Source organism: Subdoligranulum sp. DSM 23681 (assembly GCF_057005535.1).
In genome coordinates this window covers 2,558,693-2,572,487 of record NZ_CM168050.1, presented here as the reverse complement: position 1 = coordinate 2,572,487, position 13,795 = coordinate 2,558,693, and the positions used below count along the sequence as shown (strand labels likewise).

Annotated in this window: 15 protein-coding genes; 1 reads left to right on the top strand and 14 read right to left on the bottom strand. The window is 62.8% G+C overall.

Annotated elements, in window-relative coordinates; translation table 11 throughout:
• Position 1: 1 nt before the first annotated feature.
• The 12 genes from truB to AC127K_RS11780 form a co-directional block, all read right to left on the bottom strand.
• Positions 2-898, bottom strand: coding sequence for a tRNA pseudouridine(55) synthase TruB (gene truB / locus AC127K_RS11835; protein WP_483720762.1), 897 nt, complete (start codon positions 896-898; stop codon positions 2-4).
• A gap of 83 nt (positions 899-981) precedes the next feature.
• Positions 982-1,362: a DHH family phosphoesterase gene (locus AC127K_RS11830; protein WP_483720760.1), complete on the bottom strand. Its 381-nt coding sequence runs from the start codon at positions 1,360-1,362 to the stop codon at positions 982-984.
• Positions 1,314-1,979, bottom strand: coding sequence for a DHH family phosphoesterase (locus AC127K_RS11825; protein ID WP_483720758.1), 666 nt, complete (start codon positions 1,977-1,979; stop codon positions 1,314-1,316). The genes AC127K_RS11830 and AC127K_RS11825 overlap by 49 nt, the downstream gene beginning before the upstream one ends.
• A 68-nt stretch (positions 1,980-2,047) precedes the next feature.
• Entirely contained in the window at positions 2,048-2,428 is a 381-nt protein-coding gene (rbfA, locus tag AC127K_RS11820; protein WP_294539352.1) for a 30S ribosome-binding factor RbfA, read from the bottom strand.
• A gap of 20 nt (positions 2,429-2,448) precedes the next feature.
• Positions 2,449-4,866 carry a translation initiation factor IF-2 gene (gene infB / locus AC127K_RS11815; RefSeq protein ID WP_483720756.1) on the bottom strand — a complete coding sequence of 806 codons (2,418 nt, stop codon included), beginning with the start codon at positions 4,864-4,866 and terminating at the stop codon, positions 2,449-2,451.
• 13 nt (positions 4,867-4,879) lie between these two features.
• Entirely contained in the window at positions 4,880-5,188 is a 309-nt protein-coding gene (locus tag AC127K_RS11810) for a L7Ae/L30e/S12e/Gadd45 family ribosomal protein (RefSeq protein WP_294539347.1), read from the bottom strand.
• Positions 5,178-5,489, bottom strand: coding sequence for an RNase P modulator RnpM (gene rnpM, locus AC127K_RS11805; protein ID WP_294539345.1), 312 nt, complete (start codon positions 5,487-5,489; stop codon positions 5,178-5,180). Before rnpM ends, AC127K_RS11810 begins: the two co-directional genes overlap by 11 nt.
• 39 nt (positions 5,490-5,528) lie before the next feature.
• A complete protein-coding gene (gene nusA / locus AC127K_RS11800) occupies positions 5,529-6,605 on the bottom strand; it encodes a transcription termination factor NusA (RefSeq protein ID WP_483720754.1) in 1,077 nt (358 codons plus the stop codon).
• A gap of 60 nt (positions 6,606-6,665) precedes the next feature.
• Complete coding sequence (locus AC127K_RS11795) at positions 6,666-7,160, bottom strand: ribosome maturation factor RimP (protein WP_294539340.1); 495 nt, start codon at positions 7,158-7,160, stop codon at positions 6,666-6,668.
• Between the two features lie 157 nt (positions 7,161-7,317).
• On the bottom strand, positions 7,318-8,379 hold the full coding sequence (locus AC127K_RS11790; RefSeq protein ID WP_483720753.1) for an alginate O-acetyltransferase AlgX-related protein: 1,062 nt from the start codon (positions 8,377-8,379) through the stop codon (positions 7,318-7,320).
• A 16-nt stretch (positions 8,380-8,395) separates the two neighbouring features.
• Positions 8,396-9,802 (bottom strand): MBOAT family O-acyltransferase, encoded by a 1,407-nt coding sequence (locus AC127K_RS11785; protein ID WP_483720751.1) that lies wholly within the window; start codon positions 9,800-9,802, stop codon positions 8,396-8,398.
• A gap of 133 nt (positions 9,803-9,935) precedes the next feature.
• The gene (locus AC127K_RS11780; protein WP_483720749.1) at positions 9,936-11,171 is read right to left on the bottom strand and encodes an aminopeptidase; all 1,236 of its coding nucleotides are present in this window, start codon (positions 11,169-11,171) and stop codon (positions 9,936-9,938) included.
• A gap of 201 nt (positions 11,172-11,372) precedes the next feature.
• On the opposite strand from AC127K_RS11780, the gene AC127K_RS11775 reads away from it, so the two are divergent.
• The gene (locus tag AC127K_RS11775) at positions 11,373-11,879 is read left to right on the top strand and encodes a hypothetical protein (RefSeq protein WP_483720747.1); all 507 of its coding nucleotides are present in this window, start codon (positions 11,373-11,375) and stop codon (positions 11,877-11,879) included.
• A gap of 70 nt (positions 11,880-11,949) precedes the next feature.
• Here AC127K_RS11775 and AC127K_RS11770 read toward each other — a convergent pair whose 3' ends face one another.
• Together AC127K_RS11770 and AC127K_RS11765 are read right to left on the bottom strand one after the other, a co-directional pair.
• Entirely contained in the window at positions 11,950-13,371 is a 1,422-nt protein-coding gene (locus AC127K_RS11770) for a glycine--tRNA ligase (protein WP_294539331.1), read from the bottom strand.
• 121 nt (positions 13,372-13,492) lie between these two features.
• A complete protein-coding gene (locus tag AC127K_RS11765) occupies positions 13,493-13,726 on the bottom strand; it encodes a hypothetical protein (RefSeq protein ID WP_483720745.1) in 234 nt (77 codons plus the stop codon).
• Positions 13,727-13,795 lie beyond the last annotated feature (69 nt).

Genomic DNA, 13,795 nt, shown 5'->3' with positions numbered 1-13,795 from the left:
GTCAGGTCCTTTCGCAGAACAGTTTTTCCACCCGCAGGACGCCGCCTTCGATCACCGCCAGACCCAGGAAGAGGCCGGCGGTATCATACACGCGGTAGCGGCCGTCCGCCGCGGGGTAGCGGCTGGTGGGACAGCCGTTGAACAGGTGGGTGCGGGCCGGTTCCTCCACCGTGAGGGCGGGCAGAGAGACAAAGGCGGTCTCCACCCCCAGCATCCAGCCGGACTGGGCCAGGGTGCCGCTGTCCGCGGCAGCCAGGATCTCCGGCAGGGTGTGGCACTGGTCCAGGGAGAAAGCCCCCGCCCGGGTGCGGCGCAGCGCCGACAGGGTGGCGGGCAGGCCCAGGGCCGCGCCGATATCCTCGGCCAGGACCCGGATGTAGGTCCCCTTGGAACAGGCGACCCGCAGGGTGTGCTCCCCCGGGGCGGGACTGCCCAGGTAGTCGATGGAATAGATGGTGATGGGCCGGGGGGTGCGCTCCACTGTATGGCCCTTGCGTGCCGCTTTATAAAGGGGCTGACCGTTCACCTTGACGGCAGAGTACATGGGCGGCAGCTGCTGCTGTGCCCCCAGAAACCGGGGCAGCACCGCCCGCAGTTCCGCCTCCCCTGCCGTGACCGGAGCGGTCTCCAGCACGGTGCCGGTGATATCCCCCGTATCGGTGCGGACCCCCAGGCGCAGGGTGGCTTCGTAGGTTTTGTCATGGTCGGGCTGGCGGTCGGCAGCCGCGGTGGCCCCGCCCGCAAACACCACCAGCACACCGGTGGCCATGGGGTCCAGAGTGCCGGAATGTCCCAGGCGCCGGGTGCCCAGCGCGCCCCGCAGTTTGGCCAGCACATCGAAGCTGGTCCAGCCGGCGGGTTTGTCCACCGGCAGGATGCCGTTGGTCAGGTTGGTCATAGATTTGCCTCCATACAGCAAGAACCGGTCCCAGACAGCGGGCCCTGCGGCGCCGCTGCCTGTCACCGGTTCCTTGACTGTCTTTATCCTTGATTGCGGTCCGCGTGGTCGATCATGCCCCAGCGTTCCAGTTCCTTGCGCACTTCATCCAGAATGGCATAGCGGGCGTTGTCCAGGTTGCCGCTGATCTCGCACCCGGCAGCGCGGGAGTGTCCCCCGCCGCCCAGATGCCGCGCGATGGCACAAGCGTCCACCCTGCCGGCGGTGCGCACGCTGATCTTGAAGCTGCCGTCCTTCTGCTGGCGCAGGGTCAGGCCCACTTCCACCCCTTCGATGGAACGGGGCAGGCTGGTCAGGTCCTCCAGCTCGGCTCCCGGCACACCGGAGGTGACGATCTGGTCCCAGGTCAGGTAGATCATGGCGCACAGACCGTCGAAGAAATACTCCAGACTTTCCAGGGCCATCTTCTCGATCTCCAGGCGGGCCCGGGAGCGGGACTCGAACAGGCGGGCGTTGAGGTTTTCGATGTCGGCGCCCGCCTCAATGACCTTGGCCGCCGCCATGTGGGTCTTGGCCGTGGTGTTGGAGAAACGGAAGCAGCCGGTGTCGGTGGCAATGCCGGTGTACAGGCAGGCTGCGATCTCGGGGTGAGCTCCACCCCCATATCGGTGACCACGTCGATCATGATCTCGCTGGCCGCGGCGGCACCGGGGTCCAGCAGGGTCTCGTAGGCATAGCCGCTGTTGCTGGGATGGTGGTCGATGCACAGATCCACATGCTCGGCATATTTCTGCACATTGTTGCGGTCACCGAAAAGCTGGATACCGGCCACATCCACCGCCACCACGAAAGCCGGGGTGAAGCTGGCGTCAAACCAGCCGATGCCCATGAAATCGTACATAGAAGGGATGGGATCGCTGCAGAGCACGGCCACGTTCTTGCCCAGCGCCTTCAGGGCCAGGTACAACGCCCCGGCACAGCCGATGGTGTCGCCGTCGGGGTTCTTATGGCATAGGATCAGGATATCCTGTGCGGCGCGCAGCCGCAGTACAGCGGTTTGCCTGTCCACAGATTCCGTCATAACTTACCTCTTTTCCAGCGACCCCGAAACAACCTCGGCTTCGCTCCAAAAGTGGCCGAAAGCAGGACTCAGTCTTCCTGCGGTTCGGCTTGTGCAGCGGGATGGTCATTTTCCAGCCCGCGCAGCATTTCATTGATGTGCGCCGCATAGGCAGCGCCGTCATCCGCCACAAACACAAAGCGGGGAGCTTTGCGGATGTGCATGCGGCGGCTGACCTCGGTGCGGACATGGCCGGACGCCTTGTTCAGGGCGGCGACCACCGGTTTGCTGCCCCCTTCGCGGCCCATGACACTGATGTACACCTTGGCCACATCCAGGTCGGGGGTCACGTCCAGCCGGGTGACGGTCAAAAGGCCGCCCGCAACGCGGGGATCCTTCATCTCGCCGATGATGGCGATGAGTTCCCGCTTCATATCCTGGGCCATGCGGCCCTGGTTCTTGGTAGGCATTTGTTATAAACCTCGTTCAATCAATCGCGGTATTCTTCCAGCTTGAAGCACTCGAAGACGTCGCCTTCCTTGATGTCGGAGAACTTCTCCAGGGTGATGCCGCATTCAAAGCCTTCGGCCACTTCCTTGGCGTCGTCCTTGAAGCGCTTCAGAGAGGCGATGGCATCCTCGGTGATGACGATGCCGTCACGCACCAGGCGCAGCTTGGCATCCCGGGTGATCTTGCCGCTGGTGACACGGCAGCCGGCCACAGTGCCCACAGAAGAGATCTTGTAGACCTGACGGACCTGGGCTTCGCCCAGAGCCACTTCGCGGATCTTGGGGGCCAGCATGCCCTTCATAGCGTCGGAGACATCGTTGATGGCGTCGTAGATCACGCGGTACATCCGCATTTCCACGCCGGTCTGCTCGGCCTCCGCCTTGGCGATGGGGTCAGGACGGACGTTGAAGCCGATGATGATGGCGTTGGAAGCGTCGGCCAGGCTGACGTCGGACTTGTTGATGGCACCGACGGCGGCATGGATGACCCGCACGCGCACTTCGTCGTTGGAGATCTTTTCCAGACTCTGCTTCACAGCTTCAGCGGAGCCCTGGACATCGGCCTTGACGATGATGGGCAGTTCCTTCATGTCGTTGGCAGCCATCTGGTCGAACAGGTTATCCAGGGTGACCTTGGTGTAGGCCGCAAACTGCTTTTCCTTGGCTTCGGTCAGGCGGCGGTCGGCCAGCTCACGGGCCAGACGCTCGTCTTCCACGGCCTCAAACAGCTCGCCGGCGGTGGGCACTTCGGTCAGGCCGGTGATCTCCACAGGCATGGAGGGGCCGGCCTCGGTGATCTCCTGGCCCTTGTCGTTGCGCATGGTACGCACACGGCCCACGGAGGTACCGGCGATGAGGCAGTCGCCCTTGTGCAGGGTACCGTTCTGCACCAGCAGGGTGGCGATGGGGCCCTGGCCCTTGTCCAGACGGGCTTCCACCACGGCGCCCTTGGCACGGCGGTTGGGGTTGGCCTTCAGTTCCATGACCTCGGCTTCCAGCACGATGCGCTCCAGCAGGTCCTGGATGCCCATGCCGGTCACGGCGGACACCGGGATGCAGGCCACGTCGCCGCCCCAGTCTTCGGGGACGATCTCGTACTTGGTCAGCTGTTCCTTGACCCGCTCGGGGTTGGCGGTGGGCTTATCCATCTTGTTGATGGCCACGATCAGCTTGACCTTGGCCGCCTTGGCATGGTTGATGGATTCGATGGTCTGGGGCATGATGCCGTCGTCGGCGGCGACCACCAGGACGGCGATATCGGTCATGTTGGCGCCGCGGGCACGCATGGCGGTGAAGGCTTCGTGGCCCGGGGTATCCAGGAAGGTGATGACATCGTCACCGCTCTTGACCTGGTAGGCACCGATGGCCTGGGTGATGCCGCCGGCCTCACCGGCGGTGACATTGGTTTTGCGGATGGCGTCCAGGATGGAGGTCTTGCCGTGGTCGACGTGGCCCATGACCACCACGACCGGCGGACGGGTGACCAGATCTTCGGCGGCGTCCTCCTCCTGCTCAAACAGGCGTTCCTCGATGGAGACATGGACTTCCCGCTCCACCTTGGCGTGGAATTCCTCGGCCACCAGGGCGGCGGAGTCAAAATCCACCACATCGGAAGCGGAGTGCATCTCGCCCATCTGCATGAACTTGGCCACGACCTTGGCCACATTCTGCTTCAGGCGGGTGGCCAGTTCGCCCACGGTGATCTCGTCGGGGATCTGGATCTTCAGCTGGGCGTTGCGGGCCTTTTCCAGCTGGATGCGCTGCAGGCGCTCAGCCTCGGTCTCCCGGCGGCGCTGGTACTGGTTGCGGCCCTTGTTCCGGTTCTGGAACTTCTGCTTGGTGGCCACAGGCTGCTTCTTGCGCTTGGCGGGCATGTTGCGGCTGTCGGCCAGATCGTCATAGCGGGCGCTGAACTTATCCACGTTCACGTCCACAGTGCGGGTATCCACCTGCACCTGGGCACGGTTGACCTGCACCTGCTCGGTGGCCACCGGCTTCTTGATGCCGCTGTCGGCGGCCAGTTCCTGCATGGTCACGCTCTTTTCCTTGCGGCGCTCGGCAGGCTTGTTCTCATTCTTCTTGGGGGCAGCGGGCCGCTGGGGCGCCTTGGCAGCCTCCTTGGCGGCGGGCTGGGCCTTGGCCTCAGCCTTGGGGGCGGGCGCCTTGGCGGGTTCCGCCTTCTTGGGTTCGGGCTTCTTGCCGGAAGCCAGATATTCATCCAGGCTGTTCACGGCGGTCTCCCGGGTCAGGGATTCCAGCAGGCCGTTGACCTCGCTTTCCTCAAACGTGCCGCCGGGTTTGCGGCTCTGCCCCGTCAGGGCGGCCACCGTATCGATGGCCTTCTTGGGGGTGATGCCGAAATCCTTGGCCACGTCGGCGATCTTATACTTAAAATCCATGGGCAGGTCCTCCTTATCGGGTCAGTTGGTTTGCGCACAGCCGCGCAAGGTTATCATCCGTTACCGCAAACACCGCTGCGGGCCGCGGGGTGAGCGCAGCCAGACTGGCGGTTTCCAGCGGCATGACTTCGCAGGCAACAAGGCCTTCGCAAGTGTCTTGCATATGTTGTTTGGTGCGGGGGCTGGCGTCGCAGGCCAGCAGCACCAGGCTGACCTTGCCGCGGATCACGGCTTCCTCAACACGGTCGTACCCGTGCAGCAGTTTGCCCGCCTTGCGGCACAGACCCAGCGCACCCAGCAATCCGTTTGCATCATGTGGCACGCTCGGTCCCCTCCTTTGCCATTTGTTCGGCGCAGGCGATCTCCTCGGTCAGGCGGTCGTATACGCTGTCCGGCACCGGAACACCGAAAGCATGTTCCAGCCGTTTGGCCTTGCGGGCCTTGGCCAGACAGGCAGCCGACGGACACAGGTAGGCACCCCGGCCGGATTTTTTGCCGGTCAGGTCCACGCCCACCTCCCCTTCCGGGCTGCGGACGATGCGCACAAGTTCACGCTTGGGTTTTTGGGCGTTGCAGCCCACACACCGGCGCACCGGGATTTTCTTTTGACGTTGCTGCTGCAAGGTGAAACCTCTTTTCGGATAAAGTGGGCGGGATGGGAATTACTCTTCGTCCTCGCCGTAATAGCCGGATTCCGGACGGATATCGATATTATAGCCGGTCAGGTGAGCGCACAGGCGCACATTCTGGCCCTTATTGCCGATGGCCAGACTGAGCTGGTGATCGGGCACGGTGACCCGGCAGCTCTTGTTCTCACCGGGGAGCAGTTCCACCTTGACCACCTTGGCCGGGGACAGGGCCGCCGAGATGAAGGCGGAGATATCCTCGCTCCAGCGGATGATGTCGATCTTTTCGCCGTTCAGCTCGGAGACGATCTTCTCCACACGGGCGCCGTGGGCACCGATGCAGGCGCCGACGGGATCCACGTTGGGGTCCTTGCTGTACACGGCCATCTTGGTGCGGGCACCGGCTTCGCGGGCGATGGCCTTGACTTCCACCACGCCCTCATAGATTTCGGGCACTTCCAGCTCGAACATCCGCTTGACCAGGCCCGGATGGGTGCGGCTGATGGTGACGCGGGGGCCGCGCTCGGTGGCAATGACATCCACCACATAGACCTGGACCACCTGGTTTTCGGTGAAGGTCTCACCGGGGACCTGCTCGTTGCGGGGCAGAACGGCGCTGCCGCCCTTGCCCAGGTCCACCACCACATTGCCGCGCTCGTGATCCACAGAAACCACGGTGGCGGCGATGATCTCATGGGCGCGGGACTGCATCTCGCTGCACTGCAGGCTGCGCTCGCCTTCCCGCAGGCCCTGCCGGATCACATGCTTGGCGGTCTGGGCGGCGATGCGGCCGAATTCCTTGGTCTTCAGCTGGGTGACGAACCGCTGGCCGATCTTGTAGGACTTGCGCACCCGCTGGGCGTCTTCCAGGCTGATCTGGGTGTGGGGGTTTTCCACCTCTTCCACAATGTCCCGCATCAGGCTGGCACGGAAGGTGCCCAGTTCGGGATCGATGTCCACGATGACGTTGTCGTCCTCCACCTCATAATCCTTCTTGACCGCAATGACGATGGCGGCCTTGATCTTGTCGATCAGGTAATCGGCGGGCAGGCCGCGCTCCTTTTCCAGTGCGGCGAGGGCTTCAAAGAATTCGTTGTTGGATGCAGTAGCCATTTTTCCGGTTTCCTCCCAAAGTGATATATATGTCAGCCATACTGGCGGATGTTGGTTTTCTCAGCCGAAGAGGTTTTCGTCGTCGCACAGCTTGACGAAGCCGGCGCTCTTGAGGGGGAAGGACGCCTCCCCCTGCTCGGTGTGCAGGGTGACGATGCCGTCCTCCAGGCCCACCAGGGTGCCTTCCAGTTCGCGGCGGCCTTCCTCATCGGGGCGGATGAGGCGGGCGGCACATTTCTGCCCCACCAGGGCCTCATAATGTTCGGGGCGGGTCAGACGGCGGCCCAGGCCGGGGCTGCCCACTTCCAGGTAGTAGCTCTGGTCGATGGGGTCAGCCTGATCCAGCAGCGGGTCGATGGCGCGGGACACGGCCTCGCAGGTATCGGTGTCCAGCGGTTCGTCCCGGTCGATGAGCACGCGCAGGAACCAGTCCGGACCTTCCTTTTCGAACCGGACATCCCACAGGCGCAGGCCCATGTTCTCCACCACAGGGCGGACGATGGTCTCCACCGCAGCGGCTGCGCCGCCGGGCTGCTGATGCTTGGCTTTTGCCATGGTTACCCCCTATCACAAAAAGAAAGCGGACCGAACGGCCCACTTTCAGTAAAAAATCATCATCGAACAGTAAGAATATACCACACCCGTTGGCAAAATGCAAGCCTTTTGCGCCCTTTTGCCGCCATTTTGTTATCTTTTGCGGTGCAGGAACGGCTCAGAACTGCCCAAGAAGCCCCAAAAGCTTGTCCAGATTGCGTTCGGTCACCGAAAAGATCAGGATATCGCATCCCGGTGCGGCGGCCAGATCGGGGGTCATGGTCTCGGGAGCCTGGTACCAGCAGCCGGCAAACCGCTGTTCCAGATACTGCACATAGTATCCGCTGAAGCTGTCCCCCACCACCCCCACGGTGCGGGGGTCGGCCGCGTACAAATCCATATAGTTCACGGCGGCCAGGTCGTGCTCTTCGGGCAGGACGGTGTACAGAGCCGCCACATTGGCCAGGTCCCCGGTCTGGATGCCGTTGTCCGAAAGTTGATATTCATCAAAGGGTACCGCCGCCAGACCTGCCGCGGACAGGGCGCCGTCCAGACCGAAGAGGGCCCCCGCATGATTCCAGTGGGTGTCTGTCTTGAAATACAGGGGGCTCTCCCCCGCTTCCATCCGGCGCAGCACCTCGGCGCGCAGTTCCTCATAAGGCCAGCTGACGGCCGCCGAGGTGTGCCCGGTCATATAAGCGGCGAAACGGTCGGTGCGGTTTTCCTCGTTGACGATGGGATAGGCGTCGGACATGTATTCCCGATAGACCCGGTCCTTGGAGGGCGCCAGGTCCAGCACCAGGGTGCAGCCGTTTTCGGCCAGGGTATCCGACAGGCGCTGCAAAGAGGCCGCCGCGGCGGCCAGGGTGTCCTCGCTGTCGAAAGTTTCGGGCAGGCCCTGGTAGTTGGCCACCGGGCGGGCAGCGTCGGGGCCATCCTTATAAAAGAGCCAGCCATCCTTACCGGGAAGGACCTGGTCGCTCTGGCTGGTGCCGAAGAAGGTGTAGTCGATGGCGGCATCCAGGGCGGTGAGCTGATACCGGAAGGGGGAGTTGTCCGCGATGAACTGGTCCAGCCGCCCGGGCAGGCCGGACAGGGAGCCCTGGAATACTTCAGGCAGGGTGGTCAGCAGGCGGTTTTCATGATTATCCCCCGAGAGCTGCCGGCTGAAGATGTTGAACACCAGAAAGCTGCCGCCCAGAACCAGGCAGAACAGCCCGATGACGAGTTTTTTGGCCATGGTCCTTTCCTCCTTGTCAGAACTGGGCGTAGATGAAGGCGGTGTAGTTGCCCGCCGTGGTGCGCATGATGGAGGCGAAGAGCAGCAGGGCCACCAGCGCCACATCGGCGGCACCGGGTCTGCCCTGCCCCCGCAGCCAGGATCTCAGTCCGGGGAAAGCCGCCTGTACCGGACCGCAGAGCAGCAGGCCTGCCGCCAGAAGCAGCAGGGTCTTGGGGTCGGCAAAGGCAGCCAGGGTCATGCCGGGGGCGCCCGCCTGCCAGGTGAGGATGCCGCCCAGGGCGGCCAGCGCCTGCCCCAGGCTGGGGGCGCCGAAGAAGGTAAAGCCCACGAATACCGCCACCGCCATATACAGGTGGGACACCCAGGCAGGGGCACGGTCCAGGGCTTTGCGCAGGCCCAGACGCTCGGCACAGCTGAGGAGCCCGTGCCACAACCCGAAAGCCAGATACTGCCAGGCGGCCCCGTGCCAGAAGCCGGTGCAGGCAAAGACAACGAGCAGATTCAGGCAGGTGCGGGCGGTGCCCCGGCGGCTGCCCCCCAAAGGAATGTACAGGTAATCCCGGAACCAGGCACCCAGGGTCATGTGCCAGCGGCGCCAGAACTCCCCCACCGTGCGGGAGAGGTAGGGGTAATCAAAGTTTTCGGGCAGGGACAGACCGAACATCTCCCCCAGGCCGATGGCCATATCGCTGTAGCCGGAGAAATCGTAATACAGTTCCACCGCAAAGGCAGCGTACCCCAACAGCAGCACCGGTCCGGGCAGTCGGGCGGCATCGGTTCCGCTCACCGCCGCATAGACAAGGGCCAGCTGGTCGGCCAGCAGGGTCTTTTTGCCCAGGCCCAGCACAAACCGGCGGATGCCTTTGTACATCCGGTCCGGCGTCACCCGGCGCTCGGAGGCCCGGGGGTCCAGGGCGGCAGACTGGAAACTGTACCGCACAATGGGCCCGGAGCTCACATGGGCGAAACAGGCAAAATAGAGGTACAGCCGCAGAGGATTGCGCTCCGGTTTCACGGTGCCCCGGAGAACGTCCACGCAGTAGCTGATGCCCTGGAAGGTGTAAAAGCTGATGCCCAGGGGCAGCGCCATGGTCAGCACCGGCAGGTGCACCCCGGACAGGGCGTTGGCAGTTTCGGCCAGGAAGCCCGCATACTTGAAAAAGCCCAACAGCAGCAGGTCTGCCGTGACCATGGCGCCCAGCAGACTGCGGCGGGGATGCCGCCCCAGCAGCAGGCCGAAGCCCCAGTGCACCAGGGCAAAGGCCGCCAGCAGCAGGCTGTACCGGATGCCCGCCCAGGCGCAGAACCCCAGGCTGAACACTCCCATGACCAGGTTCCGGGTCCGGGCCGGCAGTACAAAGTAGACCGCCAGCGCCAGAGGCAGAAACACAAACAAGAACTGAACCGAAGAGAAGCCCATCCGCACACCGCTTTCCGCTGATTATTATGGGAATTTGTGTTGATTATACCAGAAGTTTGGCACCCGGGCAAGGCAAAGGCGGGGCACGGCCACATGCCGCGCCCCGCCGGGTGCTTGCTTATAAAAAGGTTTCTCAGAAGGCCCACTCGCCGTTTTCAAAGATGACCACTTCGGTGCCGTCCTTGCACACGCCGGTGATGCGGGTGTCGGGGGCGCCGATCATGACATCCTCATGGATGGCGGAATCGTTCAGTCCCTTTTCCATGAGCTGGGCACGGGTCAGCTTGGCGCCGCCCTTGATGTTGGTGGGATAGCCGGCGCCGAAGGCAATGTGGCAGGCGGCGTTCTCATCAAACAGGGTGTTGTAGAAGAGCACGCCGCTCTGGTTGATGGGGCTGGACACCGGCACGAAGGCGATCTCGCCGATGCGGTTGGCGTTCTCGTCGGTGGTGAGCAGCTTGCCCAGCAGCTCGGCGTTCTTCTCGGCACCGTGCTCGATGACCTGGCCGTCCTTGAAGGTCACATGCCAGCCTTCGATGAGCTGACCGTTGTACACATAAGGCTTGGTGCCGTAGACAATGCCGTTCACCCGGTCACGGTGCGGCGCGCAGAAAACTTCCTCGGTGGGAACGTTGGCGATGAACTCCACCCCGTTTTCGGCCACGCTGGAAGCGCCCTCCCAGGTGCAGTCGTCGGCCAGACCGATGGTCAGGTCGGTGCCGTTGGCGCTCTGCAGCCGCACATGGTCCAGGTTCCAGGCGTTGAGCTGGTCCCGATGGACCTTGGTCCTGGCCACATGTTCCTTCCAGGCGGAGACGGGGTCGCCGGTGGTGACGCGGCAGACCTCAAAAATCACCTGCCACAGTTTTTCCATGGCTTCGTCCACCGGCAGTTCCGGGAAGACCTTGGCCGCCCAGGCGGGGGCGGGAATGGCCACCACGCACCACTGGACCCGGTCATTCATGGTGTATTCCTGCCAGGATTTCATGAAGGTGCGGCGGGCCAGATTGACCCGGTTCAGCTTGCCTGCATCCAGACCGGCGAAGGCCTCGGGGTCGGAGGCATGGATGGCCAGGGTGCAGCAGCCGTCCGGGTCCTCGGCATAGTCCAGGTAGCTGCGCAGCTCAAAAGGCTTGAGGTCGCACAGGTCGGCCTCGGCGCCGTATTCCATCTGGATGCGGGACAGGCGCTCGTCCTCCCAGCGGACCACCACGTTCTTGGCACCCGCCTCATAGCCGGCCTTGGCGCAGGCGTGGGCAAACTCCGGCATGGTCACCGGGCAGCGGATGATGAAGTTCTGGCGCGGGCGTACATTCACACCCACCTTGACGACGAAATCAGCGTAAAGCTGCAGATATTTCTTATCCATCTTGTTGTATCTCCTTTTCTCCGCGCCGCCGGATGGGGCACGGTGGTTGAACTCACTGTCTTTCAGTATACACGATGCCCCGCAAAAAGAAAAGACATCCCTGCCAAAAGCTGGCCGGCGGGACCTCCGTGCAGATGATTCTTACTTGCAGGTTTGCGGATTTTCCGCTATACTGTAAGAAAAAAGGGAGTTGATGCCGCCATGAAAACCGCCAACCGCAATCTGCTGCTCTTTGTGATCCCGGCCGCGTTGGGACTGATCCTGGGCATCGTGATGCTGACCCAGGGAGATTCCATTCTGGGGGCCGCCAAAGAGATGGTGCCGGAAGCCCCGCAGGGGGAAGTGGGCGACGTGGAAGGCTACGCCATGATCGGCGGCATGCTGGGCGCCGGACTGGGCGGTCTGGCCGGGTTTGCCGTACAGCTGTTCGGCATGATGGTCATCCTGTACACCGCAGCCCTGCTGATCCTGAGCGGGGTGACCCGGCTGGTGTACGGCCAGACGCCGGGACGCATCCTGGCCTACCGCATCCTCATGGGTGTGAGCGTGGTGGTACTGCTCTCCCCTGTTCCGGATATTCTGCGTACCTTTGTGACAGCACTGGCCGGCGGCTCCTTCCTGCCCCTCTGGCTGGTGTATATGGTTGTCGTCTTTATCATCGCGGTAAAGGCCTGCCGCAATACCTATTCACGCCAGATCTATCACTGAGACCGGCATGAAAAAAGGCTCCCGCCATGAGGCGGGAGCCTTTTTCATTGCAAAGAAGGTGCGGACCGGATCAGAACGCCACCTTGGCGGCGATGTAGTTCTTCAGTTCGCTGATGGGCATGCGGACCTGCTCCATGGTGTCGCGGTCACGGACGGTAACGCAGTTGTCGGCCTCGGTCTTGTCATCGCCCACGGTCTGGAAGTCCACGGTGATGCACAGCGGGGTACCGATCTCGTCCTGACGACGGTACCGCTTTCCGATGGAACCGGCGTCGTCGAAGTCCACCATGAAGTCCTTGGCCAGCTCGTTGCGGATCTCCATGGCCTTGTCGGACAGCTTCTTGGACAGGGGCAGCACGGCGCACTTGAAGGGTGCCAGGAAGGGATGCAGACGCAGCACGGTGCGCACATCTTCCTTGCCCTTGGAATCGGTCAGATGCTCCTCGTCGTAGGCTTCGCACAGGAAAGCCAGCGCCACACGGTCGCAGCCCAGGGAGGGCTCGATGACGTAGGGGATGTAGTGCTCGTTGGTCTCGGAATCGAAGTATTCCAGGCTCTTGCCGGAAGCTTCCTGGTGGCGGCGCAGGTCGTAGTCGGTACGGTCGGCGATGCCCCACAGTTCGCCCCAGTCGGTGAAGGGGAAGGCGTACTCGATATCGGTGGTGGCGCGGGAGTAGAAGGCCAGTTCGGCGGCTTCATGGTCACGCAGGCGCAGGTTTTCGTCCTTGATGCCCAGGCTCAGCAGCCAGTCATGGCAGAATTTCTTCCAGTAGGCGAACCATTCCAGGTCGGTGCCGGGTTTGCAGAAGAACTCGCACTCCATCTGCTCGAACTCACGGGTACGGAAGGTGAAGTTGCCGGGGGTGATCTCATTCCGGAAGGCCTTGCCCACCTGGCAGACGCCGAAAGGCAGCTTGCGGCGGGTGGTGCGCTGGATGTTGGCAAAGTTGACAAAGATGCCCTGGGCGGTTTCGGGACGCAGGTAGCAGGTGCTGCTGGAGTCCTCGGTGACGCCGATGGCGGTCTTGAACATCAGGTTGAACTTGCGGATGGGGGTGAAGTCATGCTTGCCGCATACCGGGCAGACCACCTCGTCGTGGGAGGCGATGAAGGCATCCATCTCGTCAAAGGTCATGGCATCCACGTCCACGCCCTTGCCCTGCTCGCAGTCGGCAATGAGCTTGTCGGCACGGTGACGGCTCTTGCAGGAACGGCAGTCCAGCAGAGGGTCGGAGAAGCTGGCCACATGGCCGGTGGTAACCCAGGTCTGGGGGTTCATGAGGATGGCGGCGTCCAGGCCCACGTTGTACTGGCTTTCCTGCACGAACTTCTTCATCCAGGCTTTCTTGACGTTGTTCTTGAACTCAACGCCCAGCGGGCCGTAGTCCCAGCTGTTGGCCAGGCCGCCGTAGATCTCGCTGCCCGGGTAGATGAAGCCGCGGTTCTTGCAAAGGTTGACGATCATGTCCAGAGTCTTTTCACTGTTTTTCACTGTTACTCTCCCTCCCGCGTGGCTGGCTGCCACACAAGCGATGTATTCCCATGCCTTTCCGGCACAATAGGGCTATTATAGCACATTGCCCCGCTGCGGGCAATAATATAAAACGGGCCTCCTACAGAAGCTGCGCCGCGATCTGCCGCGCCAGCCCTGTCAGGACGGCCGGATCGTCCAGGGCGGGATCCGCCTGCACCAGCCGGGACAGTTCCTGCATGACCCGCTCCACCTTGCGGGCCGGAATGCCGATGCGCCCCAGCTCCCTGGGGGTGATGGCCACGGGCACAAAATCCTTGCCCGCACTGCACAGGGCGTGGGGATTGAAGCCGTAGATCAGGCTGCTGCGTTTCATGGTGGACTCCTCTTTCGGTGATTCCGGCACCCGCGGCGATGGTTCATGGCGTTTTTTTCAGCCATATTC